Origin of the sequence: Tenacibaculum profundi, assembly GCF_052050075.1 — a bacterium.
Lineage (GTDB): Bacteria > Bacteroidota > Bacteroidia > Flavobacteriales > Flavobacteriaceae > Polaribacter.
Genome location: NZ_CP197225.1, coordinates 2,773,701 through 2,799,553 on the forward strand (window position 1 = coordinate 2,773,701; position 25,853 = coordinate 2,799,553).

The 25,853-nt window shown below is 30.3% G+C and carries 28 protein-coding genes and 1 tRNA gene; 12 read left to right on the forward strand and 17 right to left on the reverse strand.

Annotation, left to right across the window (positions count from 1 at the left end; translation table 11 throughout):
* Position 1: 1 nt before the first annotated feature.
* From ACSIGE_RS11240 to ACSIGE_RS11250, 3 genes are all read left to right on the forward strand, one after another.
* Entirely contained in the window at positions 2 to 379 is a 378-nt protein-coding gene (locus ACSIGE_RS11240; protein ID WP_440879965.1) for a TraR/DksA family transcriptional regulator, read from the forward strand.
* Between the two features lie 113 nt (positions 380 to 492).
* Complete coding sequence (locus ACSIGE_RS11245) at positions 493 to 1,149, forward strand: hypothetical protein (protein ID WP_440879966.1); 657 nt, start codon at positions 493 to 495, stop codon at positions 1,147 to 1,149.
* A gap of 108 nt (positions 1,150 to 1,257) precedes the next feature.
* Positions 1,258 to 3,153, forward strand: coding sequence for a M61 family metallopeptidase (locus ACSIGE_RS11250; RefSeq protein WP_440879967.1), 1,896 nt, complete (start codon positions 1,258 to 1,260; stop codon positions 3,151 to 3,153).
* Between the two features lie 85 nt (positions 3,154 to 3,238).
* Here the strand turns inward: ACSIGE_RS11250 and ACSIGE_RS11255 are convergent, their stop codons facing one another.
* Positions 3,239 to 3,658: a thiol-disulfide oxidoreductase DCC family protein gene (locus tag ACSIGE_RS11255; RefSeq protein ID WP_440879968.1), complete on the reverse strand. Its 420-nt coding sequence runs from the start codon at positions 3,656 to 3,658 to the stop codon at positions 3,239 to 3,241.
* Positions 3,659 to 3,674: 16 nt separating this feature from the next.
* A complete protein-coding gene (locus ACSIGE_RS11260) occupies positions 3,675 to 4,481 on the reverse strand; it encodes a hypothetical protein (RefSeq protein WP_440879969.1) in 807 nt (268 codons plus the stop codon).
* Between the two features lie 232 nt (positions 4,482 to 4,713).
* Between ACSIGE_RS11260 and ACSIGE_RS11265 the strand changes: the two genes are divergently transcribed.
* Entirely contained in the window at positions 4,714 to 5,286 is a 573-nt protein-coding gene (locus tag ACSIGE_RS11265) for a lipoprotein signal peptidase (protein WP_440879970.1), read from the forward strand.
* A gap of 228 nt (positions 5,287 to 5,514) precedes the next feature.
* Complete coding sequence (locus tag ACSIGE_RS11270) at positions 5,515 to 5,730, forward strand: DUF6515 family protein (protein WP_440879971.1); 216 nt, start codon at positions 5,515 to 5,517, stop codon at positions 5,728 to 5,730.
* A gap of 22 nt (positions 5,731 to 5,752) precedes the next feature.
* On the opposite strand, the gene ACSIGE_RS11275 is transcribed toward ACSIGE_RS11270, so the two are convergent.
* The 9 genes from ACSIGE_RS11275 to pdxA form a co-directional block, all read right to left on the reverse strand.
* Positions 5,753 to 6,166, reverse strand: coding sequence for a DUF6691 family protein (locus tag ACSIGE_RS11275; protein WP_440879972.1), 414 nt, complete (start codon positions 6,164 to 6,166; stop codon positions 5,753 to 5,755).
* A 1-nt stretch (position 6,167) separates the two neighbouring features.
* Complete coding sequence (locus ACSIGE_RS11280; protein WP_440879973.1) at positions 6,168 to 6,731, reverse strand: YeeE/YedE family protein; 564 nt, start codon at positions 6,729 to 6,731, stop codon at positions 6,168 to 6,170.
* Positions 6,725 to 7,966 (reverse strand): 3-deoxy-D-manno-octulosonic acid transferase, encoded by a 1,242-nt coding sequence (locus ACSIGE_RS11285; protein WP_440879974.1) that lies wholly within the window; start codon positions 7,964 to 7,966, stop codon positions 6,725 to 6,727. The genes ACSIGE_RS11280 and ACSIGE_RS11285 overlap by 7 nt, the downstream gene beginning before the upstream one ends.
* Before the next feature lie 76 nt (positions 7,967 to 8,042).
* Entirely contained in the window at positions 8,043 to 9,383 is a 1,341-nt protein-coding gene (accC, locus tag ACSIGE_RS11290; RefSeq protein WP_440879975.1) for an acetyl-CoA carboxylase biotin carboxylase subunit, read from the reverse strand.
* A gap of 85 nt (positions 9,384 to 9,468) precedes the next feature.
* Complete coding sequence (gene accB / locus ACSIGE_RS11295; protein WP_440879976.1) at positions 9,469 to 9,954, reverse strand: acetyl-CoA carboxylase biotin carboxyl carrier protein; 486 nt, start codon at positions 9,952 to 9,954, stop codon at positions 9,469 to 9,471.
* A gap of 10 nt (positions 9,955 to 9,964) precedes the next feature.
* Complete coding sequence (locus tag ACSIGE_RS11300; protein ID WP_440879977.1) at positions 9,965 to 10,975, reverse strand: beta-ketoacyl-ACP synthase III; 1,011 nt, start codon at positions 10,973 to 10,975, stop codon at positions 9,965 to 9,967.
* A gap of 155 nt (positions 10,976 to 11,130) precedes the next feature.
* Complete coding sequence (gene rpmF, locus ACSIGE_RS11305; RefSeq protein WP_440879978.1) at positions 11,131 to 11,325, reverse strand: 50S ribosomal protein L32; 195 nt, start codon at positions 11,323 to 11,325, stop codon at positions 11,131 to 11,133.
* 8 nt (positions 11,326 to 11,333) lie between these two features.
* Positions 11,334 to 11,873 (reverse strand): YceD family protein, encoded by a 540-nt coding sequence (locus tag ACSIGE_RS11310; protein ID WP_440879979.1) that lies wholly within the window; start codon positions 11,871 to 11,873, stop codon positions 11,334 to 11,336.
* 76 nt (positions 11,874 to 11,949) lie between these two features.
* Positions 11,950 to 12,981, reverse strand: a complete 1,032-nt coding sequence (pdxA, locus tag ACSIGE_RS11315; RefSeq protein ID WP_440879980.1) for a 4-hydroxythreonine-4-phosphate dehydrogenase PdxA — start codon at positions 12,979 to 12,981, stop codon at positions 11,950 to 11,952.
* A 58-nt stretch (positions 12,982 to 13,039) separates the two neighbouring features.
* Between pdxA and ACSIGE_RS11320 the strand changes: the two genes are divergently transcribed.
* The gene (locus ACSIGE_RS11320; RefSeq protein ID WP_440879981.1) at positions 13,040 to 13,627 is read left to right on the forward strand and encodes a riboflavin synthase; all 588 of its coding nucleotides are present in this window, start codon (positions 13,040 to 13,042) and stop codon (positions 13,625 to 13,627) included.
* A 1,225-nt stretch (positions 13,628 to 14,852) separates the two neighbouring features.
* Positions 14,853 to 15,455: a TetR family transcriptional regulator gene (locus ACSIGE_RS11325; protein WP_440879982.1), complete on the forward strand. Its 603-nt coding sequence runs from the start codon at positions 14,853 to 14,855 to the stop codon at positions 15,453 to 15,455.
* On the opposite strand, the gene ACSIGE_RS11330 is transcribed toward ACSIGE_RS11325, so the two are convergent.
* Together ACSIGE_RS11330 and ACSIGE_RS11335 are read right to left on the reverse strand one after the other, a co-directional pair.
* Positions 15,452 to 15,694: a CBU_0592 family membrane protein gene (locus ACSIGE_RS11330; protein WP_440879983.1), complete on the reverse strand. Its 243-nt coding sequence runs from the start codon at positions 15,692 to 15,694 to the stop codon at positions 15,452 to 15,454. The genes ACSIGE_RS11325 and ACSIGE_RS11330 overlap by 4 nt on opposite strands.
* Positions 15,695 to 15,731: 37 nt before the next feature.
* A complete protein-coding gene (locus ACSIGE_RS11335) occupies positions 15,732 to 16,316 on the reverse strand; it encodes a DUF2459 domain-containing protein (RefSeq protein WP_440879984.1) in 585 nt (194 codons plus the stop codon).
* Between the two features lie 450 nt (positions 16,317 to 16,766).
* Between ACSIGE_RS11335 and ACSIGE_RS11340 the strand changes: the two genes are divergently transcribed.
* The 3 genes from ACSIGE_RS11340 to ACSIGE_RS11350 all read left to right on the forward strand — a co-directional run bounded on the left by ACSIGE_RS11340 (position 16,767) and on the right by ACSIGE_RS11350 (position 18,772).
* Positions 16,767 to 16,961: a cold-shock protein gene (locus ACSIGE_RS11340; protein WP_440879985.1), complete on the forward strand. Its 195-nt coding sequence runs from the start codon at positions 16,767 to 16,769 to the stop codon at positions 16,959 to 16,961.
* Positions 16,962 to 17,373: 412 nt separating this feature from the next.
* Positions 17,374 to 18,546 carry a DEAD/DEAH box helicase gene (locus ACSIGE_RS11345; RefSeq protein WP_440879986.1) on the forward strand — a complete coding sequence of 391 codons (1,173 nt, stop codon included), beginning with the start codon at positions 17,374 to 17,376 and terminating at the stop codon, positions 18,544 to 18,546.
* 10 nt (positions 18,547 to 18,556) lie between these two features.
* Positions 18,557 to 18,772 carry a hypothetical protein gene (locus tag ACSIGE_RS11350; protein ID WP_440879987.1) on the forward strand — a complete coding sequence of 72 codons (216 nt, stop codon included), beginning with the start codon at positions 18,557 to 18,559 and terminating at the stop codon, positions 18,770 to 18,772.
* Between the two features lie 306 nt (positions 18,773 to 19,078).
* Here the strand turns inward: ACSIGE_RS11350 and ACSIGE_RS11355 are convergent, their stop codons facing one another.
* On the reverse strand, positions 19,079 to 20,440 hold the full coding sequence (locus ACSIGE_RS11355) for a DUF5458 family protein (protein ID WP_440882214.1): 1,362 nt from the start codon (positions 20,438 to 20,440) through the stop codon (positions 19,079 to 19,081).
* Positions 20,441 to 20,522: 82 nt separating this feature from the next.
* On the opposite strand from ACSIGE_RS11355, the gene ACSIGE_RS11360 reads away from it, so the two are divergent.
* On the forward strand, positions 20,523 to 21,179 hold the full coding sequence (locus ACSIGE_RS11360; protein WP_440879988.1) for a hypothetical protein: 657 nt from the start codon (positions 20,523 to 20,525) through the stop codon (positions 21,177 to 21,179).
* 128 nt (positions 21,180 to 21,307) lie between these two features.
* Here the strand turns inward: ACSIGE_RS11360 and ACSIGE_RS11365 are convergent, their stop codons facing one another.
* From ACSIGE_RS11365 to ACSIGE_RS11375, 3 genes are all read right to left on the reverse strand, one after another.
* Positions 21,308 to 23,317, reverse strand: a complete 2,010-nt coding sequence (locus ACSIGE_RS11365; RefSeq protein WP_440879989.1) for a hypothetical protein — start codon at positions 23,315 to 23,317, stop codon at positions 21,308 to 21,310.
* A 689-nt stretch (positions 23,318 to 24,006) separates the two neighbouring features.
* Positions 24,007 to 24,080: transfer RNA gene (locus tag ACSIGE_RS11370), tRNA-Ile, on the reverse strand.
* 52 nt (positions 24,081 to 24,132) lie between these two features.
* Complete coding sequence (locus ACSIGE_RS11375) at positions 24,133 to 25,104, reverse strand: polyprenyl synthetase family protein (protein ID WP_440879990.1); 972 nt, start codon at positions 25,102 to 25,104, stop codon at positions 24,133 to 24,135.
* Positions 25,105 to 25,241: 137 nt separating this feature from the next.
* Between ACSIGE_RS11375 and ACSIGE_RS11380 the strand changes: the two genes are divergently transcribed.
* Positions 25,242 to 25,847: a TetR/AcrR family transcriptional regulator gene (locus tag ACSIGE_RS11380; RefSeq protein ID WP_440879991.1), complete on the forward strand. Its 606-nt coding sequence runs from the start codon at positions 25,242 to 25,244 to the stop codon at positions 25,845 to 25,847.
* The last annotated feature ends 6 nt before the right edge of the window (positions 25,848 to 25,853 follow it).

Sequence of the window (25,853 nt, forward strand, 5' to 3'; positions counted from 1 at the left end):
TATGGATGATGTAAAAGCAAGATATTCAGACGATGATTTACAGGAGTTTAGAGAAATTATCCTAGATAAAATCGATAAAGCTGAAAACGACCTAAATTTATTAAGAGATTCTTATAAGAATGGATCAGATAATGGAACAGACGATACCTCTCCAACATTCAAGTCCTTCGAAGAAGGAAGTGATACAATGGCAAAGGAAGCTAATATGCAACTTGCAATAAGGCAAGAGAAGTTTATTCGCGATCTGAAAAATGCTTTGATTAGAATTGAAAATAAAACTTATGGTATTTGTAGGGTAACAGGAAAGTTGATTCAGAAAGAAAGATTAAAACTGGTTCCACATGCTACCCTCAGTATTGAAGCAAAACGTAAGCAATAGAAAGTATACTGAAACATAACTAATGAATATAAAAATAGGATTTCTAATTTGAAATCCTGTTTTTTTGTTTTAGTACAAATAAAAAACTTTATTATACGGTACCCTTTATAAATATGAGATTAGTATTTTTTATTACTTATGTATTATGGATAAGCCCCGTAGTTCTATCACAAGAAATATGGAGTAAGATTTATGAAACTCATACAGATGAAATTGTTATTAATGGAGAAGGATTAGATGATTTGATAATCAAAAATTCAAAAGATAAGTTTATACGAATTCTTTTACGAACGGAAAAAAAAGGAGAATACAGTATAATAACAAAATCACTTCAAGATCAAGAGGTGTTTTACTTTCAAGTAAAAAAAGATACTTATAGATTTAACGATAAAAAAGTATTTCGAAAATATATAACGAGAAGAATATCAAATACAAGTGCAATTATTGAGATACCGAAAGATAAATCAGTTGTTGTCAATGGAGAAAATTTAGGTGTTAATTCATATAGTTATATCGGAAACCTCCATATTGCTATACATAGAGGTAATATTTATTTGAATACTGTTGAAGGATTTTATAAAGTAGATTTTTTTCAAGGAAATTTGTATGTTAATAATAGTGAATTTAGAAAAGAATTTTGGTCCAATAAAGGAACAATAATGTTTGAAGAAAAAAGAGTTAATTCCCCTTTTAAGAAACAAATAGAGGAAAAAGAAAAACAACTTTTTGTAAACTCTGTTTTGGGGAATATTTTTGTAAACGGAATCTAGAACAATAGATATTTACCTTCAAAAGTTTAGTGAACAAAATTATTATTTCTATACATGTAACAGATTTTAATTTTTGAAGACTTATAACTTATAAGAAAAATAGAATACATGAATAGAATAGTAATTTTAGGGGTAATTACAGTATTACTCTTTAGTAGTTGTGGCTCAACAAAAAATACAAAGAGCAACGATTTAGCTATCAAATCACCCATCAAAGCACAGCTTGATTTAACGAAAGTTAAAGAAGATAAGCTTCCTGTAATTATAAATCCAGGACGATTTACAAAAGATAAAGTAATTTATAGGTTACCTCGTGTAGTTCAAGGAACCTATTCAGTTAGCGATTTTGGTAGGTATATTGACAATTTAAAAGCTATTGATTATAACGGTAATGATTTACCAGTAGTTAAGGTTGATACAAATACATGGGAAATTAGTAAAGCAACACAATTAGATAAGATAATCTATTTAGTAAATGACACCTTTGACCAAGAGCTCCAGGGAGGTATAGGAAAGAAGGTGCCTTTTTCACCCGCGGGAACTAATATAGAGCCTACAAATTACGTTCTAAATCTTCATGGGGTTATTGGTTATTTTGACTCTTTGAAGAATAATCAATATAAGTTAGAAGTAGTTTCTCCTCTCAATTATAAAAGAACTTCGGCTTTACAAGAAGTAGCTTCAGAAACAAATTCAGATAGCAATACAATAACATCTAGTTATTTTGCACCAAGATATTTTGATATTACTGATAATCCAATGTTTTTTGGAGAATTGGATGTTGAGGAGTTTCAGGTCGGAGATATAAAGATAGTGTTAAGTGTTTATTCACCAAATAAAACTCACTCTGCGAAAAAAATTAAAGAAGTGGTTCAAAGAATGATGCAAGCACAGAAAACGTATTTAGGAAGCATTAATAGTACTGCTCGTTATGATATTTATTTGTATTTATCTGATGGAACAGAAAAAGCACCAAAAGGGTTTGGCGCACTGGAGCATCATACTTCTACAGTGGTTGTATTACCGGAAGCAATGCCAGATCAGGCACTTGCAAAAAGTATGATAGATGTTGTTTCGCATGAATTTTTTCATATTGTAACTCCGTTAAGTGTTCATTCTGAAGATGTACATTATTTTGATTATAACCAACCAACATTTTCAAAGCATCTATGGATGTATGAAGGTGTAACAGAATATTTTGCAACGCTATTTCAAATAAATCAAGGTTTGGTAAAAGAGGATGAGTTTTATAGTAAAATTTTAGGTAAAATTCGCGCAGCTTCTTCAATGGATGATACTATGAGTTTTACAAAGATGAGTGAAAATATTTTAGAAGAGCCTTATGCATCTCAATACCTAAACGTATATCAAAAAGGAGCGCTAATTGGAATGTGTATAGATATAATTCTTAGGGAAGAGAGTAATGGAGCAAGGGGGATTTTATCTTTAATGAAAGAGTTGGCTTTAAAATATGGTAAAAGTAAACCTTTTAACGATGAAAAATTAATTGAAGAAATTACTAAAATGACTTACCCATCTATTGGTATATTTTTAAATACGCATGTTGTTGGAAATACCCCTATAGATTATAGTAAGTTCTTTTCCAAGGTAGGGTTACAAGAAAGAGAAATTAAAGAGAAAACAAATTATATTGAAAATAATGGACAGATTATCTTTAATCCTGATAAGGTAACTCAGACAGTTAAATTTACGAATGCTGTAAAAAATAATAGTTTTTGGACTGAAAATGGTGTATTACCAGATGATGTCATAAAAGAAGTTGACGGTATTAAGGTAGCTAAAGAAACAGCAAGGGAGGTTTTTATGAAAATGTATATGTGGAAACCAGGAACTGATGTAGAAGTAAAGTTGGATAGGAAAGGGAAAGAAATATTAATTAAAACAACCTTAACTCAATCTTATACTAAAGTTTCAGGATTGGAAGTGAATTCAAAAGCTTCTATTCAAGAAAAACAGTTGAAAGAGGCTTGGTTAAAAGGATAAAATAAGTTTTCCTAAAAAGGTAAAAGATCAATATTAATTTATTGATCTTTTTTGTTTCTAGTCCTCGTTGTATTCAGTAATAGTGTTAATTTAAAAATTTAGACATTAGTTCTTCAGTTGGTGAGTAACAATATTTTCTTTTTCCGAACCATTTATAACGATTTCTGGCTATATAATTATAAATAAAGTTTGTTATAAATGATGGAATAATTAAAAATATGACTAATAGACTAATTGGAAACTTTAGTTTTGAGGCTATTAATAAAACTGCTTTTGATCCATAATATATTTTTTTTTCTGCGGTATATAAAAAAACAGAGTCCACCGATTTTATTTGACTTTTAAAATGATTGAAAATTTTCTCTCCAGTTTTACCTTTTATTGGAGTAAATAAAAAGTGCTCTTTTACATCATATTTTATTATAAATTGGACACTACTATTGCATAAGTTACAAACTCCATCAAATACAACTAGTTGTTTTCCTTTTGGAATATCAGGTAGCATAGATACGTTATTTTATTTACATTGTTAATTTTATGGTTTTTAAGATTTTAATTAAACCAATTGTTCTTCTTGTTTTTGATTTGATATTGTATTTAACTAATCCACATTGATTACAATGGTTAAATTGCTTATCGTTGAAAGCAGAAGTTAAAAGATTTCTTGATTTATGGGTAGACTTTGCCATTGGACTATTATCTTCTAAAATTTTAGGACCATCTTGAATCAATGTTTTTTGAGATGCTGGTTTCCTATTGGTGATTTTTCTAATTAAAATATTTTCTTTATTTGGAAACCATTTTATGATTTTGTCCATTAGGGGATTAAGTGTTATATTGGGAATCCTTTCGATGTCACCATCTACACCTATTAGCCATAACTCCATCCTGTTTTTAAATCCTATAGATAATGCAAAATGTTTTCCTTCAGGAGTCCAGTAAATAGAATGTACTTCTTCTTTTTTGGGAATATTTAAAGGAATAGTTTTTCCATTTTTTATTGTTAAAACTATTTTAGAAGTACCACCATGCTTCCCATGATAATAATTATTTTTAGGATTTACACGAATTCCTATTGGTTTGAGCATCGGTTGAGATAATTCTGATATTGTAAAACACACAATAGGGTTTGTCAGAATCATATATTTTTTATTGGGGAATATGTAGGTTTTCAGAAGTTTTGTAGTACATAAGATTTTTAGAATATCCTCGCTAGAAGCTTTCCAAATATTTTCTTTGTTTTTTGTTTTATCAGTTTGAGCAATTGCTATTTTTTCATCAACTAAAAACATGCTTATTATTGAGCATATAAAAAATAGACTTTCCATAATTGTAATAATTTAATAGATAGCAATGAAATTACAAAGAGTGGGGAGTAACTAAAATAAAAAAATAGAGTGGTTTAGGTATATCAACCAAGGTTTAATTTTTTTGTTAAAGAGATAAATAATCACGCTTACAAATTTATTCATTATAATTAATGATTACTTATTTTTTCAAAAATATAATTTAAATTCCTTCCAATTCTTTTCTTATTTTTGTCATCGTTAATTCTTGAAAATGACAAAACAAAATATAGCAATCGTAACAGTTTTTTTGGCAATTCTAATTGATCAAATTAGTAAAATTTATGTAAAAACTCATTTTACTTTGGGAGAAGAAGTAGTAGTTTTTGCCGATTGGTTTAAAATTCATTTTACAGAGAATAACGGAATGGCTTGGGGTGTTGAGTTAGGTGGAAGAGCAGGCAAACTCTTTTTGACGTTATTTCGATTATTTGCTGTTTCTGGAATTATATATTGGTTGATTCAAAATATTAAAAAGAATACTCATATTGGCGTAATTATAGCTATTTCCTTAATACTTGCAGGTGCTATTGGGAATATAATAGATTCTGTATTTTATGGAGTTATATTTGATTCATCGCATGGACAAGTTGCGACACTTTTTGCAGAGAATCCCTATGGTGAATTATTTTATGGGAAAGTTGTTGATATGCTATATTTCCCAATGTATAGAGGAGAGAGTTTTACTTTTTTTAATGCTATTTTCAACGGTGCTGACTCATGGATTTCTATTGGAGTAGTCTTATTATTTATTTTTAATAAGCAAGCATTTCCTAAAGAGAGTTAATTATTAATTGAGAGAAAAAGCAAGCCTTTTATTTGCAGTTTTAATACCCAAATATTACTTTGATATTATTAAGGGTGAGATTTTAATTTTTTTTGAAACTAACTGAATAGTAGTAATATAAGAATACAATATGTTGCTAAAAATGTTTAGGAAGTAAAAATAAATTTTAAGAAATAGATTAAACCTTCTTAAATATTGTAAGTCTTACCATTATAAAAGTTTTATCTAATGAGAAGTTTATTAATTATTCTAATTATGCTATTCGGGTTTTTAACAATATCATGTTCACAAAGAGTGGTAGTTAAGAGGCCTGCACAAAAAATTGTAGTTGTAAAAAGGCCTGCAAAATACAAAGTGGTTCGTGTAAAGGGTAAAAAATATTATTTTTGGAAAGGACGTTATCACAAAAGAACTTCTAAAGGATATGTTGTAGTTAAAATTTAAGCTTTTAATAAGTAAAATAATGTTAATGAGGGAGTTTTTTATGAGTTAAACCATAAAGAAATGCTCCTAATACGGCTCCAATAAGAACTATAATAATTGGAAATACACCGTTTCCGATAAGAACAAAGATAGGTGCAGGACAAGCTCCGGCTAATGCCCACCCTAATCCAAATATTGTACCACCGATTAGTGTTCTGAACCAACCTTTTTGTTTGTCTTTGATTATGATTTTTTGTCCTAAAAAGTTTTTAATAACCCCTTTCTTGAAGAAGAATATAAACACTGTAGAAAAAGCAACCGCTGTTCCAATGATTCCATACATGTGGAATGATTGAAATTTAAACATTTCATATATTCGATACCAAGAAATAGCTTCTGATTTTGTCAATACAATTCCAAAAAATATGCCTATCAATAAAAATCTAAATAATTTCATACTAATTAAAAATTAAAGGGAATATAACCCAAGTCATAAACAATCCTCCTATAAAAAATCCTATTACAGCTACTAAAGAAGGTAGTTGTAAACTACTAATACCAGTTATAGCATGCCCTGAAGTACAACCACCAGCGTATCGTGTTCCAAATCCAATAAAAATACCCGCAATTAGAAGTAAGCTAAAGCCTTTCATGGTAAATAATTGGTCAACAGAATATAATTCTTTAGGAACGTATGTTTTACCAGCATCAGTAAAACCCATAGATTCAAGATCTTTTATTGTTACAGGATTTAGACTAATTTCTGAAGATGAAGTTAGCCCGGTTTTGGTAAAAAAGCCACCAATAATTAAACCAATAAGAAAAATAAGAGACCATTTTTTTGATTTCCAGTCTTTTTTAAAATAATTACTAACTTTGTCAGCACCTGCTATGGTGCATAAAGTTTCAAGATTTGAAGAAACACCAAAGTTTTCTCCAAAGTAAAAAAATAAGAATAATACAAAAGCTATGAGTACTCCTGATACGTACCATGGCCATGGTTGTAATAATAGATCTAGCATAAATTATTTTTTATATATTCCAAAATTATTTTTGTAGCACCAGTATTTTTGGTGATATAGTTAAAGTTTATGGCTCCCATTTTCTGTCTTAACTCATTATTAGTTCTTAGATCTACAAAATTATGAATTAATTCTTTTTTGTTTGTAACAATTGTTACTCCTCCTAAATTTAATAAATCAACGGCCTCTTGGAATTTTTTATATTTAATACCACCAAAAATAATTGGAATCCCAAAAATAGCGGGTTCCAGTATATTATGAAGTCCAGTGGCTAATCCCCCACCTACATAGGCAATGTCTGCATAAGAATAAATTTTAGTTAACAAACCAACTGTATCAATAATTAAAACTTGACAAGTTTTAAAATTAACTAATTTCTGTTGTGAGAGTAATGCAACATTTTTAGAAATAGAAGCTTTTAATTCACGTATTTTATTTTTATGAATATTATGCGGAACAATGATAATTTTTTCATTGTTTAATAAATGATTATTAATGTAGTCAACAATAAATTTTTCATCTTCAGGCCATGTACTACCCGCTACTATTGTATGTTTATCGTTTATAAATTCTTCAATAGAGGTTATTTGATTATTTTGCTTTAAAATATCATTTACACGATCAAACCTAGTGTCACCACTTCTTATAGCATTAGTAAAGTTAATTGATCTTAATAGTGAAAGTGAGGTGCTATTTTGGACAAAAAAATAATCAAAAGTGTTTAGTTTTTTTCTCATATATTTTCCATACCATTTGAAAAATAATTGATTCTTTCTAAAAATTCCAGAGATTAAAATTGTTTTGATTTTTTTTCTCTCGAGTTGATCTAAGAGGTTGGGCCAAAATTCATATTTTATAATAAAAGCAATGGTAGGATGTATTAAAGAAACAAATTTTCTCATGTTGCTTTCTGTGTCGAAGGGAAGGTAACAAACAAAATCGGCGTAAGGATAATTTTTTCGTATTTCATAGCCTGATGGAGAGAAAAATGTTACTACAATTTTATAGTCAAAATAAGTATCTCTTATTGTTTCAATAATAGGCCTGGCTTGTTCAAATTCTCCAAGTGAGGCGGCATGAAACCAGAAAACTTTATCGGTTGTTTTAATACCACTTAGAATATGAAAACTTTTTTTTCTGCCCTCAGTAAATAGCTTTAATTTTTTGCTTACAAAAGAAATTTTTTTTAAGAAAAAATAGGTCGTTGAAATAATAATATTGTAAATAAGTTTCATGGTACGAAGGTAGACAATAAAAAAAACCAGTACAAAAGTACCGGTTTTTATTAACTATATTTAGTTGAATAACTAACTAAGAATTCATTTCAAAATCTTCCATAAATTTAGTGGTATAATTTCCTGCAACATAATCTGGATGATCCATCAGTTGTCTATGAAAAGGTATGGTTGTTTTTACACCTTCGATTACATACTCATCTAAAGCTCTTTTCATTTTGTTAATAGCTTCCTCTCTTGTTTGAGCAGTTACGATTAATTTGGCAATCATAGAATCGTAGTTTGGAGGAATCATATAACCAGAATATACATGCGTATCAATCCTAACTCCATGCCCACCTGGAGCATGATAAGAATTTATTTTTCCAGGAGCAGGTCTAAATCCATTGTGAGGATCTTCAGCGTTAATTCTACATTCAATTGAATGAAGCTGAGGCATATAGTTTTTCCCAGAAATAGGTACTCCTGCTGCCACTAAAATTTGTTCTCGAATTAAATCATAATCGACCACTTCCTCTGTAATGGGGTGCTCTACCTGAATACGAGTATTCATTTCCATGAAATAGAAATTACGATGCTTATCTACTAAGAATTCAACAGTACCAGCACCTTCGTAATTTATAAATTCAGCAGCTTTTACCGCAGCTTCTCCCATTTTTTGACGTAATTCGTCTGTCATGAATGGAGAAGGTGTTTCTTCGGTTAATTTTTGATGACGACGTTGGACAGAGCAATCTCTTTCGGAAAGGTGACATGCTTTACCAAAAGCATCTCCAACCACTTGTATTTCAATATGGCGAGGCTCTTCAATAAGTTTTTCCATATACATACCATCATTTCCAAAAGATGCTTTCGCCTCCATACGAGCAGAGTCCCATGCATCGAGAAGGTTATCTTTTTTCCAAACAGCACGCATTCCTTTACCACCACCTCCTGCGGTTGCTTTGAGCATAACAGGGAACCCCATTTCTACAGCAAGTTTCTCAGCTTCTTCATAAGACCCTAAAATCCCCTCTGAGCCAGGAATGCAAGGAACACCAGCAGCAATCATAGTTGCCTTTGCTGTAGCTTTATCTCCCATTTTTTCAATCATTTCTGAGGAAGCACCAATAAATTTAATTTCGTGCTCTTCACATAGTTTTGAAAACTTAGCATTCTCTGATAAAAAGCCATATCCTGGATGTATAGCGTCTGCATTTGTTATCTCAGCTGCAGCAATAATATTTGCCATTTTTAAATAAGACTCACTACTTGGGGCAGGACCAATACATACAGCTTCATCAGCAAAACGAACATGTAAGCTTTCTGCATCTGCTTTTGAATAAACAGCAACTGTTTTTATTCCCATTTCTTTGCAGGTTCTAATTACACGTAATGCAATTTCTCCTCTATTGGCTATTAGTATTTTTTTAAACATAATATAAAGATTTAGAGTTAGAATTACGGATTTAGAAAGTGAAAATAGTTACAATTCTAAATACTCGTTTATCTAAGAACTACAATTATGATGGATCAACTAAGAAAAGAGGTTGGTCAAATTCTACAGGTGTAGAATCATCTACCAATACTTTAACTATTTTTCCTGAAACTTCAGATTCAATTTCATTGAATAATTTCATAGCTTCAATAACACAAACGGTATCTCCAATTTTAATATCACTACCAACTTCTACAAACGTAGGCTTATCAGGCGATGGTTTTCTGTAAAAAGTTCCAATTATTGGCGATTTTACAGTTACATATTTAGAATCATCGTTAACAGGAGCTTCTTTTACTGGAGTTGCAGAAACTTCAGTCTGAGCAATCTGAGGAGCTGTAGCAACTACTTGTGGAGCAGTAACCTGTGGAGCTGCCTGAATAATAGTTGTTTCAGGTACGTTACTTCCTGTTTTTATAGTGATTTTCGTTTCACCCATTTCTAACTTTACTTCGCTTGCACCAGATTTAGCTACAAACTTTATAAGATTTTGAATTTCTTTAATATCCATTTTCCTAAATTTAAGTTGTTTGGTTTTTTGAATTATACGCCCATTTTAAGTAGATGGCTCCCCAAGTGAAGCCTCCACCAAATGCAGCAAAAATTAAGTTATCTCCTTTTTTTAAGTCTTTTTCGTAATCCGCTAATAATAATGGTAAAGTTGCTGATGTAGTATTACCATATTTATGGATATTCATCATAACTTTTTCTTCTTCTAAACCTACTCTATTTGCAGTTGCTTCAATGATTCTTTTATTGGCTTGATGAGGTACTAACCATTGAATATCTTCTTTTGTTAGGTGATTACGAACTAGCATTTTTTCGGCAACATCAGCCATATTGGATACAGCGAATTTAAAAACGGTTCTACCCTCTTGATGAACAAAGTGTTGACCTTTTTTTACTGTTTCCTCTGAAGAAGGAAGTATTGATCCCCCAGCTTCAATTTTTAAATATTCTCTACCGATTCCATCACTACGTAAATATTCATCTTGTAAACCTAAATTTTCTGAATTAGGTTCAAATAAAACAGCGCCTGCACCATCACCAAAAATAATACAAGTAGCTCTGTCTGTATAGTCGATAATCGAAGACATTTTATCAGCACCAATCACTAAAACTTTTTTATACCGACCACTCTCTATGTATCTTGAAGCAGTTGACATGGCATACAAAAAACTAGAACAAGCAGCTTGTAGATCATAAGAAAATGCATTTATAGCTCCTATTTTAGAAGCAGTGTAGGCTGCTGTAGAAGCTACAGGAAGATCAGGCGTAGCCGTGGCAACAATGACCACTTCAATTTCAGAGGCATTTACTCCAGATTTATTTAATAGATCTTCGGCTGCTCTAATAGCCATAAATGATGTTCCAGCACCTTCCTCTTTTAAAATTCTACGTTCTTTTATACCCGTTCTGGTGGTTATCCACTCGTCATTGGTATCAACCATAGATTCAAGCTCTTTATTTGTAAGAGTATGCTCAGGAACATATTTTCCTACTGCTGTAATAGCTGCAGTTATTTTAGTCATAGTTGTTTGTATTGTTGTAAAACGAGAGACCAAAGAAATGAAATTTATTTCACTTTTTTAAAGAAAAAAAAATGAAAACTTACTTTTTTTACTTCAAATACACTAAAAAACCCTCAAAAAGAGGGTTTTATATATTTATTAAAAGGTCTTATGTATTATGCCTCAGCTACTTTTGATTCTAAAACTACTTGACCTCTGTAGTACAACTTTCCTTCGTGCCAGTGAGCTCTATGATATAAATGAGCTTCTCCAGTAGTTGGATCAACCGCTATTTGAGGAACAGAAGCTTTGTAATGTGTTCTTCTTTTGTCTCTTCTAGTTTTAGATATTTTTCTCTTAGGATGTGCCATTTTATGTTTTATTTATCTGTTAGTAAATCCTTTAATTTATCCCATCTAGGGTCTGTTGAATCCTGATTTTTAATAGGATTATTTTCTTTTATTTTTAATTCTTCTAGCTTTTTCAATGCTTCTGATTTCATGGTGCCATCCAAAACTTTTGGATGTATTCTTTTACTAGGAACTGATAAAATGATTAGTTCATATATATATTGTGAGACGTTAATTTGGTATTCCTCGTGAGGAATGATCAACACATCTTCATTGTCATCATTAAACTCATGACCAAACTTTACAATTAAATGTAAATCTCCTTTAATTTTTTGATCAAATAGTTCACTTGTAATATCACAAGGGACATTCACAAATCCTTTAACATTGAAATCAAGCTCTAAAAAGGTGCTTTTCTTTTCTAAATTAACATTTACAGCAATATTACAATTGTTGAATTCATCAAAATTATAAGCATCAAAGAACTTTTTATTAATTTGATACTCAAATAAATGACTTCCCTGTTTTAATCCTATAAAGGATATGTTGAAATCTTTTAAGTCTTTCATTTATAATACCAATTTGAGCCTGCAAATATACAAAAAATGTTCTTATAAATATAGTGCACAGTTTTTTTTTAAAAATTTAAGATTTTAGCGCGTTTTTTATAAGTTTTTGGTATTCAATTCTATTTTTATATAATTGTAAAGAGCTAAATAATGCTTCTTGAAAAGACAGATGATTGGCTTTATTTTTTCCTGCAATATCAAACCCAGTCCCATGGTCTGGCGAAGTTCTTATTTTATCTAATCCAGCAGTAAAGTTAACGCCATTGCCAAACGAAAGTGCTTTGAAAGGCGCTAAACCTTGATCATGATACATTGCTAGTACACCATCAAATTGCTCATAAGTTTTAGAACCAAAAAAGCCATCTGCAGGATATGGACCATAAACTAATTTACCCGTTGTTTGAATCTCTTTTATAGTTGGTTTAATAATTTTGTCATCTTCGGAACCGATTACACCGTTATCACCACAATGAGGATTTAACCCAAGTACTGCAATTTTAGGTTTATTAATATTGAAATCTTGCTTTAACGAATTATACATAATTTCTACTTTCGATTTGATAAGCTCAGGAGTAATAGTTTCTGATACTTTAGAAACAGGGATATGTCCTGTTATTAAGCCTATCCGTAACTTTTCAGCTACTAAAATCATTAGACTTTTACCTTGTAGCTCATTTTCTAAGTATTCTGTATGACCAGCGAAAGAGAAGTCTGTAGACTGAATATTTTCTTTATTAATAGGGGCTGTTATTAAAATATCTACCTTGTTGCTTTTAAGAGCTTCAACTGCCGCTTTCAACGAAAAAAAAGCGTATTTTCCTCCGTTTTCGGTCAATTTTCCTATTTCAAGCTTAACGTCTTCTTTCCAGACGTTTACAAGGTTTATCTTTTCATGTGTAATTTTATCTACATTTTGAAGAACTTGAATACTATTATTAAGTTTTAGAATTTTTTTATGGATAGAAATTACTTTGTTGGAGGCAAATAAAACAGGAGTGCAAAAATCAAGCATACGCTTATCTTCAAATGTTTTCAGTATAATTTCAATACCTATTCCATTAATATCTCCAACCGAAATGCCAACAATAATTTTGTTTGATTTGTCCATAGTTACGTTTTCTAAAGTCGTATTTTTGATCCAAGCAAAAGTAATTAAAATTTAGAGAATGTTTACTGGAATAATTGAAACTCTTGGGATTATAACAAGATTAGAAAAAGAACAAGAAAACTTGCATTTAACTGTTAAAAGTCAATTTACGAATGAGCTGAAAATCGATCAAAGCGTTGCACACAATGGAGTGTGTTTAACTGTTGTTGCAATTGAAGATGATGAATATACCGTAACAGCAATTAAAGAAACTTTAGATAAGACCAACATAGGGAATTTGAAGGTAAATGAAACCGTAAACCTTGAACGTGGTATGAAATTAGGCGCTAGGCTTGACGGACATATTGTGCAAGGACACGTTGATCAAACAGCAGAGTGTATTCGTATTGAAAATGCTGAAGGTAGTACAATTTTTACATTTAAATATGATTTTAATGGTGATAACATAACAATAGAAAAAGGATCCATAACGGTTAATGGTGTAAGTTTAACAGTTGTGAATTCTAAAAGAAATGAGTTCAGTGTAGCGATTATACCTTTTACATTGGAGCATACTACATTCAATACTTTTAAGATTGGGTCTACGGTAAATTTAGAGTTTGATGTCATCGGTAAGTATGTCTCTAAATTACATAAAATTGGCTAGTTACTTTCAACGGACTATTACTAAAGAATTGTTTTATTTCAAAAAACAAAAGAAATCTGTTGTTTTTAGTTATTTCATATTAATCAGTAATTTTTCGTATTTGGAATCATTTAGTAAGCGCTTGAGATAAAAATAATAACTGTTTTATTTTTTGCTTTTTAAATGCTTTGATGAAAAAATAATTGAAAAAAGAAACTATGATTTTGAGTAATTATTACATTCAAAAAAAGCGAGTATTCAGTTAGCAACCAAAAAAATATACTACATAAAAAATTAACAAATTTCCTTATAAGTTTATTTCATATTGTTTTTAGGATTGTTGTTTAAGTTGATGTTGTTGAGATAGTTGTTAGTTTATTCTTGGTGGTCAAGAAAATTATCATATCGTTATTTGTAATAGATTTATTCAATAATTAATAAGATTTATTGAAACTACAGACTTTAGAAGCTTAAAAATAGAGTTTTTCCTGATGTAACAATACTTTTACATTAATGATTAACTGTCAAATAAATTAAAACGAAAAACTCATTAGAGCAAATCAAAGCTTGGTTTGAAGCAGGTGATATTTGAACGCAGCAACAATTTTATGATATATGCGATTGTTTTTATTATAAAGATGGTGGGCACATTACTAATAGTAAAATTATAAATACCATAGGAGATATTCATCTCAAGTTTTAGGACGGAGAAGAAATTACTATAGAAAACTTCAGTCCTGAAAAAACAAGACCTATAAGCTACATAAAGAAGTAAAAGAACAGATGCTAAGTTATTTCAGTGAAAGTGAGGGATAGTGATGTTTTAGTTTATGGTAACAAGATTTCTAAACAACTTTTTTATGTGAGAAGAGAAAGTACCTCCTAGATAATTTTATACATCTAGCAGGTATTTATATGCTTCAAGCTACTTTATTGTAAATTTTCTTTCGAAATAAACTAGCAATAATGGTATAAATTAAACAATGTATTGGTGAGCTTTAGATATTGTGGCTTAATTCTTTTATTGTCTTAGTGGTAAAAAACTAATACTCTATCTTATAAAGTTTTTGAAATTGGTTGCTTTTACTGTAGTTTAGGTTAATTAATAGTTTCTTATCAACAATTTTGTTAGTCACTTTAAATTTTACTAGATTGCCTGTCTTTTTAATATTTTGATAGTTAGTGTTTTATTTTTCGTTTACTAACGATATGAAATAAAATAACCTATCAATGGTGAAATACAAAAATGATGGGCAGAAAATCGCTAACAGATATAAGACAAAAAGAAATTATAAATGCATTTTATGAAGTAGCAAAAAAAGACGGACTAGAGAACGCTTCTATAGGAAAAGTAGCAGAAGCCATGAAAATAAGTAAAGGGCTTGTGCTACATTATTTCGAAAGTAAAGAAGCTTTGGTTCTTTCGTTAAATACTTTTATTTTAGATAGATATGTTGTTTTTTTAAATGATAGCTCTAAATATACAATGACTTCCAAAGAAGATATTGAATCATATATAGATTTACTATTTAGTAGAGATTGGGGAGGGTATATTGATGATGGGGTTTTTTATAGTTTTTATGCATTAATTTATCAAAATGATACTGTTAAAGAGAATTTTAGACTGCATCATGAAGAGTTAGTTAAGGTATTGAGAATTAAGCTTAGTGAGGCAGTACTAAACGGTGTTTTGAAGAATACTAAAATTGAAGAATTAACGCGACTGATATTTTCATTGGTTGACGGTGCATACTATACATTAGGAGCTTTTGTGAAAGAAGATGAAGAGTATTTAAAAAGGGTTGAGTTATTTTCGTCTCATGCAAAAGGCTTATTGGTATATTATTAGTCTTTTTTTTGTTTTGTTTTCAATGTTGCAATAACTGCTATTAGGCCCCATGCAGCATTTAAAAAGATTGCAGGAAAGTCATTTCTGGGTATTCCGTTGACAATCAAAGCACATGCTCCTAATATGTTTAAAACATGATATGTTGGTTTATCAGATTTCAGTCGATTTAAGCTCAAAAGGGCATAGGCTATTAAGTAAATTATAGCGCCAAACCAACCAATAATCGAATAAAAATACATACTTAAATAAAAGTTAAATAATTCAAAATTAAACTAATTAATTGTATTTACTTGTTAAGCCAATATCAAAAGGTGTCCAAAAGCATGATTTTAATCCACTCTCTTTAAATGCTGAATTCACCCAGCTATTACATGTTTTGAAACAGGAATAACGTCCTTTGGCATGGTAAAAATTATCTTTATTTGAATAACCTTTGTTTTTTAGAATAATTGTAGAACCGTATTTGTTTTTTTGAAATGAATTATAGAGGTAGTTATTTAATTTTTTAAGCGCTATAGTACTTATTTTTATTTCAATCCAAGTTGATCGTTTTTGCTGATAACGTGTTACATGGATTAAAGTTTTATTTTTTAAAAACAAAGCTTTAATGCTGTTTAGGATGCTAATATCTTTCCAGCTAGGTGTGTTCAGATAAAAGTTTTCTTCACCCCAACCAAAAGCAAAATAGGTGTCGTTATTTTTATAATATAAGCTGTTTAATAATTTATTTTGAATATTTTCTTTTGGAATTAAGATGTCTAAGTGAACTCCATTTGAGCTCAGGTAAATAGTTTTTTCTAACTTCTTATTTTTACTTAACCGTTTAACTGTAATTAAGGACAGTATTATTGAAATAAACAAATAGGTTAGAGGAATAGTTAAAAGTGTAATTAGGCACTTCTTAAGTAATTTGATTTTTATGACGTTGAATGATTTTGAAATAATAGTTTAGTATTAGTTAGGAAAGTTACCTGTTTCTAAGTTACTCTTTCCTATGTTTTTGATGAAAAAAAAACAAAAAAGCGCTTGTTTTTTTAAATGTTTTTGATAAAAATGTTTTTTTATCAAAAATAAACCATACCTTTGACCTGTTCAAGTGGAACACCTTTTCAATCTTAAGGTAGTATTTAGTATTTAGTTTTTTGAGTTTACTCCTCTTACTTCCCTTATTACATCTTACTTTATTTTTTTAAGTGTTTTTTTAAATTCTTTTACTTTGTATCAGATGGTCAAAGTTATAAGTTTTATAATTAAGTATATGGTTGTTCTTTCTTTAACAAGATAGTATTAATAATTTAAAATTAAGTAAAGATGCAAGAAGGCACAGTAAAATTTTTCAACAATGCAAAAGGATTCGGATTTATTAAATGTTCAGAAACAGGAGAAGAAATTTTTGTACATAATTCAGGTTTGAATGATGATATTAGAGAAAATGATAAGGTACAATATTCAACAGAACGCGGAAGAAAAGGTCTGAACGCTGTTGATGTTGAATTAATCGAATAGTTTATTTTAAGGTATTTATAATGACAAAGGTTTGATAAAAAAAACTTTGTCATTTTGCCTTAATATTTACAAAAAATAGACCGTAATTTATAAATGATTTCCATAAAGGGGATCAGTAATATCAATCTTTAGCTTATTTCTCTAAAATATAGATTTAGAGAATAATCATTTCTTTTATTGAAAAACTATTTAGCTTTATAATGGTGGTATTTATTTTCGCCAATAGATAAATTTTATTGACCTAATGAAATAGAATTTATCATAATAGTTTTAATAGTGATTATTACTTTACTAATCACTTTTTCAATACCTTGTTCGTAACATTTTTTAATTTTCTTTTGAGGGTGTTTTAGCAGCTTAGGAAATAATTTTCTAAGAGTTTAAAGATAATGATGTAAAAACTTCAAAAAAAATGAAAAGTGTAAAACACAAACAAAATAGTGATAAAAAAAATATAATTAAGAAGAATAAAGTACTTCAAAAAATAAGAAGAACAGCGGAATTATCAACTGCAATAGAAACCAAACAAGAACTAGTTTATGTTTCAAAACATACCTTTAGCGAAAGTAAACTTCATCAAAAACTCAAAGCAACCATTGCGTCAAAAGGTTATGCAAATCCTACTGAGGTTCAGGAAAAATCGATAGAGCCATTACTGAATAAAAACGATTTAGTTGGTATTGCAGCTACGGGCACAGGCAAAACGGCTGCTTTTTTAATTCCAATTATTCACCAAATGCTATTAAGTAAAGAGAAAACGGCACTTGTTATTGTGCCTGTTAGGGAGTTAGCGCAACAGGTTAAGGAAGAGTTTATGTCCTTAACAAAAAAAATGGGCTTGTCGGCATCTTGTTTTGTGGGAGGTACAAACATAAATAAAGATATTGCAATAGCCAGAAATAAACATCGTTTTATGGTCGCTACACCAGGAAGATTGGGAGACTTAATTGACCGTAAAGCGATCGAATTAGAGGAGGTTTCAATATTGGTTTTGGATGAGTTTGATAGAATGTTAGATATGGGGTTTATTAGAGATGTTCGTAAAATTTCATCAATAATGTCAAAAAGAGAGCAAACCATTCTTTTTTCAGCAACTAAAGAACCGTCTCAAGAGAATTTGATCAATGAACTTGTTGATTCACCAGTTTATTTGAATGTATCATCAGGATTAAATTCTAGTGAGAATGTGGAACAAAATATGGTAGAAGTTTTAGCCTCAGAAAATAAATTTGATATTTTGTTAAAATTGCTAAATAAAGATACCTTTAAAAAAGTTATACTTTTTTTAGAAACTAAAAGAGGAGCCGACAGGATTCATAAAAAACTTCAAAATTCGGGCTTAATATCAGGGACAATTCATGGAGGTAAGTCACAGAGTTACCGCAATAGAGCCATAAGATTATTTAAATCAGGTGAAATAAAAATACTGGTAGCAACTGACATTGCGGCGAGAGGGATTCATGTAGATAATGTTTCTCATGTGATTAACTATCAGCTACCGATGACAATGGATAGTTATATTCATAGGATAGGAAGAACAGGTAGGTCAGGAAAATTAGGGAAGGCCTATACTTTTATTAATTAAATTCAAAAACATGGCAACCAAATCACAAATAACCTTACGGAAAAAAGAAAAAGAAAAACAAAGAGCTCGAAAAAAGAAATTGAAAATGGATAAAAAGGAGCTTAAAAAAAATACGGTAAAAAAAGAGCCTGAAATTAATTGGGATATTGCTCCTAAAAATAAAACGTTAACAGAAAAAGAGAAAGCGTTTAAGGAGTCAAATAAACTAAACTATTTGAAACCTTAAAAGGAATGTCTTTTGGAAAGATTATAGCTTTATAGAGTCTGTTCTTTAAGTTAAGAGTAGGTTGAGGTGAAAAATAGAAAGAATAAAGTTTCGCGATGATTTCAAATAATAAGTAACATTTGTTATTGTGTACGGTAAATAATAAAATAGAACTGAAAAACAAATTATTTTAGCGGAATTAGAGGAAAACAAAGGCAATGATAAGAATCATTACCTTTGTTTTTTAACTTTATTAGTATTGTTAAATAAGTTACAACAATACTTTTTTAGCCTAAGTCTAAGTAACTTATTTCAACAAGCATGTTCTTATTCTTGTTTATATTCACTATGCCACACAGCATCTTCAGGTCCATCTCCTTTATGGCCGTCTAGTTGGATAACAAAGCTTTTAGAAGGAAAATAAGGTGTGATATGTATATCTAATAAAACACGATCTTTTTGCGTTTGATCTTGTTCTATTTTCATAACTCTAAAACGTTCAATTAGTTTTGTAGGACCTTGTATATCATCTAAGAATTTAACAATTTGACGACGAAGATCGGCTTCGGTTCTTGAATTCCAGTTTTCAAAAGCACGACGGTTTAAAAAGTCGAATAAAACTTTTGTAATATGATCGAATACTCTAACTACAGAATAGGTTTGTAAGCCTAAATTATCTCCATTAAAAAGTGTTTTGGCAGAGAAAGCCATCACTTTACTATATTCGTTTACCATTGGAACAAGTCCTAATTTTTCAATCTCTGAAATTTCACTTTTTTTAAGGTCAAAACGCACACTTTCTACTTCATTAATATCACCAAATTTCTTACCGGCAACTACTTGAGACATTAAGGTGTCATATATTTTACCAGCTAAAGCTGATGAAGGAGGCACACACAGATCATCTTCTTCTCCTACAGCATCTTCTTTTCTTCTGCCAAGAAGCCAGTTACAAGTCATTAGCGTATTCGATTTATAATTTTCCTGCCCAGAATGATCTACATTAGCATACATATCAATCACATCATCAGGAGTTTCTAGGTCTTGAAAATCAGTTAACAATACGGCTTTATTTTCATAGGCAATTTTTGACCATTTATTAAGTACTGCATTTGAACCTAAATAGCCTGGAATAACTAGGATAGAGTAATTTGATCTTAAATCTAATCTATCAAAATTTTGCTTAATTTCATTTGAAACATAATCGATAAAAAGAGGGTTTTCTAAGTCTTTTACTTGATCAAGGTCTGCATTTAGTATCGTGATATTTTTCACCTTATCTCTATCGGTATTTTTATAAAATAACGCTGTTGATCTGTATGCAGTCTCTAAGTTTTTAGTCTTATCTAATACACTCTTTAGGTTGAAGTTTAAAAGTTCTTCGGTTTTTAATGACTTTTCCTTAGCTTTATCTATCATTTCATCAGTTTGGTCACTACTTTTTAAAATTTCTAACCAAACAGAAAGTTTATTTTTTAAATTCTTTCTCTCACCTTTCCATTGATCATCATTCAGAAAAAGGTTTTTCCTAGCTTTTCTTTTAGGGTTTAGGTTGGAGTAGCCGTCTATAATATTTTCTACAAAAGCAAATCCACCGTACTCTTTTATTTTTTCAATAGCATCAGCAACAGATTCTTGAGGTGAAGAAGATACAGTTTTTTGTTGTGAAGTTATTGGCTTGCTATCTATTTTTTTATTGCAAATAAAAGATAGAGCATTATATTTTTATAGCATACCAATTTTTTTTGGTACAGCTCAAATAATTTATTTATTGCTAAAAAAGAAAAAAAAATTATTTATTCTAGACAGAAAAAATCAAATAATTAGTTATCCTAATTTTTTATTAGGAAATCTTATAAATATTAAATTTAATGACATACCAATTTTTATTGGTAGTATTGGACGTTATGGAGCTTCAGCTTTAAAAATAAAACACCTAAATAATATTACCTCATATACTTTTTCTATATTAGATACACCATTTTGGTCCTTTATGGTTTGGTATATGGATAAAAATCGTCCTTTGCCGCCAGGTAGTACTTTTGACTCATATAGACAAAAAGATTTTGAACGCAGAAAAGCCGAAGGATTTCCTCCTCCGTTATACTATAGTACAGGTATTCTAACCCCAGAAGCTACGCCAGCGCAACAGTTAGAAAGAGAACAATATTGGAAAGATCAAGAATATTTTGCCCCACCGATTAAAAGAACAAAAGATTCAGAAATTTTCAATACGAGAACTCATAAAAATTGGAAGAAAGTTACCTATGATCATGGAGGTCGTGTAAAAAAGAATACTTGGCATGAATTCACGTTTAATAATAAAACGGTATACATGCTAACCAATGAAAAGGGAGAAGGGTATTTACCACCTGATGGCGAAGATTACAAAGTAGCCTCGCTTACAATAAAAGATTCTTGGTTTTAAAATAGGCATTGATAAAAAGAATCATATGATTCTAAAATAGCTACATCCAATACTATTTATTATGAAAGTAACAAAGTAAAAGTTTTTATGTATTCTGCAATAAAAACCCCCAAATTTGGGGGCGTTTGTTATATTTTAAGAAGGTCAACAATGGGTAAAAGTGTGGCAGCTATTTCTTTTATATCTGCGTTTTTATGTTTTTTAAACAGTTGTTGGGCGCTTTGCGTAAGAGCTTTAGCAGCCTTATAACAAAGGTCATTGTCATGTCCGTATTTTCGAAGTAGCTTATCGGCTGCCATGGTTAAAATCGCATTGTACTGTTTCTGTTTTTCTCTTTTAAAATTATTGGGTAAAGGTATCTTAAAATCAGGATGGTGTAGGTTAAAGTATTGTTTACCCAAGGCTGCTTTTTGTATTAGCTCATGATTTGATAAGCCAGCTACAATAATATGGTATGCCTCTTCTCCTTCCATAATTAAATCGTCTAGTCGGTAGTTCGTATTTTCTCTATTTCCAAAATGTACTACCTTCTTTGCATTGGCAATTTTAAATATAGTAGTTTCATGTATTTTGTTGTGAATACGGTTACTTTTTCTTACGGTTTTAGTATAGGTTTCGCCATAGTGTTTTAATATTTTTTCAGCTAGTTTTAAAGATACATTGGTTAGGTTATAGCGCTTTGTGGTCTTATCTACTAATTTGGTTACTTTGGTAGCAGCATTACTTTGTCCAAATACAGGTACTATACCAGTAAAGCTTTGGTTTATGTTTAAAAAGTCACCTTCTACCATGTATAAATTACCGTCAACAATATCACAAAAGCTTCCAAAAGCAGGAAATGGGTTGGCTATCTGTTGTCCTTCATTGATATAGCTGATCGCTGCTCTCCAAAGATTTTGAAGCCCTGTATCTTGTTGGTTTAGTTGTGATTGTATAATGTATTTTACGCCCAATCTTTCAGCTATTTGAATATTACTATGCTTTGTAAACTGTTTTAAGAAAACTTTAAACGGCGTATCAAGAACATGAAGCTTATTTTCTTTAGCCAATCTAAGTAGGTGCTTGTTGAGTTGCTGTGCGTAATAGGGAACCTTGTTTTTAAAGTTACTTTGCTTAGTGTAATGGTATTTTTCTGCGTTAGCTTTATAAAGAATATCAGCAATGGCTTTATGTTGCGGGGTAAAATGGCGCTGTTGCGCACTATCAATTCCGAGCACTTCTAATTTGGTATTTAAAGGTACATTTGCAAAAGAGTCTAGGTATTGACGTGTCCAAAATTCTTTTAAAGGGACGGCTTGATCAATTATTGCTTTAGTGATATTTGTTTCATAAATTACTTCTTCTTTTGCTAGCAATATGCTAATTCCAGAAATCACACTTTCGTATTGAATGTCACACGAAAAAGGCATCGGTATTTGGTTTGAAGTGTAGGTGCCGTTATTGTTTTCCGTTACTTCTGTAGATGCATTTTTTTGCCATTGCTCGAGTGTCCAATTAGGGTATATTGTTGATTGCAGTGTGTTATTGATAAACATTATTGGGGCGTTAATCCAAAACGCAAGATCATTGGGGTGCTTTTTTATCTTATGGCTGGGCTTTGTAAGTTTAAATGTTTTGTACTGATGGTAATTGTACAGATAATACCCCTTTTTAAATTCACCATGTATTGAGTGAACAAAAACTTTTTGCTTTTTAATTTTTCCTTCCACATCTTTTTCAATTGGAACAACTGTGATAATGTATGCTTTTGTTTTTCCATTTATTTTTTGCAAGAGCACTTTACTTTTGTGCTTAATATTCCAATTTGGGGCGCAATCAGCAGCAATAACCATGTTTTGCATTCTAACTGCTTTTGTTTTTTCTGCGGTGCCCCAATCAATATGGGCTTTAAAATTTGCATGTTGATTAGGAGATACGTTTTTTGTACAGTGAAGTAGAAGTGTATCTGCTAAAGTAGCATCCAGAAAATTTTTAGCAGCCTTTAATCCTAGTGCATCGTTTTGTAAGACTGGAAATTCATTATTTGGTATTGCTTTTGCAAGTTTCAAATCGTTATCACAGTTGCCTAATAATAAACTTCCAAGAACAAGTAATATTAGGGTAGATCTGTATCCCTTTTTTTTCTTTTTGATTCCCATATAATTTTGTTTTTAAGTATGGTATTTGGTTAAATATTGTATAGAGAAAAAATGCAAAATGCAATCTCGAAAAAGAAGCTGTGCTTTCTTTCTCATAACGCTATTTTTTTATTTTTTTTCAACGACGAAACTATATAAAAAAATATAATAAAGCCAGTGTTTACGGTGTTTTTGAGGTTGAAAATATTTTTTTTATTCCAATGAGTTTATATAGAATTACTTACTATAAAAGCTAGTGAAAAAAGTTTTTTTAGGCATTTATTTACGTTTTATTATTAAAAAATATAGTAACTTTGTAACCGCTCAAGAGACGTCTTGAGTTCTTTTTCATAGCAATTTTCCCGCTCAATTTTTGAGCGGGTTTTTTTGTAAAAAATGTTGAGGTTTGGAGTATGGTTTTTGCTATGTTTTTTTAGAATCTTTCTTAATGTAATGTATAAATGATCTTTATTGTATTACTATAAAGAAGATCTTCTGTCTTTAATTTTTATATGTTTTATAATATCGAAGTGAGGCACTGAGTAAATCCATGTAGAGCACTAAAAATTATGTTTATTTCTAATAAATCAATATAAAACATCAATTTACCTACAGCTTTTTTGGTCTCTTATTAAAAGAGGATTAATGCTAGGAGATTTGATAAAAACCACAAAAAAAGCATCAATTTTTAATTGATGCTTTGCGAAAGGTGGTCCCACATGGGCTCGAACCATGGACCCCCTGATTATGAGTCAGGTGCTCTAACCAACTGAGCTATAGGACCGGTTATTTTCGGTGTGCAAATATATAAACTTTTTTAGAATATCCAACAATTTTTAAACATTTCTGCTCATTAAATTAAGCCCTAATTGGCGTAGTCCCATTTTCGCTTCATCGTTAATTAAAAGTTTTTCAATACAACTAAAAGCTTTATTTGTGTATTTTTCAATAAGTTGCTTTGTAAGTGTAGGTATTTCGTTACGCTGAAAAATAGCGGTAACAGCAATTATTTTTTCTTTGTTATTTTTTTCATTACCGTTATAAAAAGAAATTAAATCTTTAATATCGGCATCATTGGCCACCTCCAAAGTTTTTAAATACAAGTAGGTTTTTTTGTTTTCGATAATATCTCCGCCAATTTGTTTACCAAAAGTTTTAGAATCTCCAAAAGTATCTAAGTAATCGTCTTGTAACTGAAAAGCAATACCTAAGTTCAAACCATAATCATATAAATATTGCGCTTGTGCTTCATCGGCTTTTGCTACAATCGCCCCCATTTTTAGAGCAGCACCTAATAAAACAGATGTTTTTAACGTAATCATCTGGAGGTATTGATCAATGGTTACATCGTTTTTCGTTTCAAAATCAATATCAAGCTGTTGCCCATCGCAAACTTCTAGCGCGGTTTTGCTAAACAATTGAGCCAGTTTTTGAAAAATTACGGGTTCGTAATTTTCAAAGTATTGATAGGCTAAAATTAACATTGCATCTCCCGAGAGAATCCCCGTGTTAAGATTCCATTTTTCATGAACTGTTTCCTTTCCTCTCCTCAAAGGAGCTTCGTCCATAATATCATCATGAATCAGCGTAAAGTTGTGAAAAATTTCAACTGCTAAAGCAGCAGGAAGTGCTTTTTTAAAATTTTCTGAAAAAATATCAGCGCCTATTAAAGTTAAAATAGGTCTTATTCTTTTACCTCCTAATTGTAAAATGTAGTCAATCGGTTCGTAAAGATTTTTAGGAGTTCTTGTATAGTCTTGTTGATGTAGGTGAGCTATAAATTCTGAATGATAATTTAATAAATCCAATTTTTAAATTTTTGATAAAAATAGGACAAATAAAGGTATTTGAAAAAAAGCAGTTGAAAAAAACAAAAAACCAAGGAAACTTTTTTTGTTTCTAAAGTTTCCTTGTGTACATTTGCAATCGCAAAGTAAGATTTATAATGGAGGATAAAATTTTAGAAATAGCAGGAGAGTTATTTTTAACCTTAGGTTTTAAAAGTGTAACCATGGATGATATCGCATCAAAAATGGGAATCTCAAAAAAAACACTTTACAAGTATTTTTCAAATAAAATAACGTTGATAAATGCTACTACTGCTTCCTTTCAAAACTCCATAGAAAAAGCAATTTCATTTGTAAAATCTCAAAATTACAATGCAATAGAAGAGGAGTTTGCAGTAAAGGCGATTTTTGATGAAATGTTTAAAAATGCAAAAGATTCTCCCATGTTTCAGCTAAAGAAATATTATCCAGAAACATATGGGTTGTTGATGGAAAGGGAATTACGCATGTTTCGCGAGTGTAATATTGATAATCTTACCAAGGGAATTGATCAAAAATTATACAGAAGTGATATAAAAAAAGAGGTGGTAAGCGGCTTCTTTTTTACCATTATACATCAAGTGTTCGAGTCAGATAGTTTTTTGAATATGCAGGAAATTATCAAAGCAGAATACGAGGTTTTAGAATATCATATACGAGCTATTGCTACAGAAAAAGGAATTAAAGAGCTAGAAAAACAATTAGAAATCATAAACAAAAAATAGTGAAAA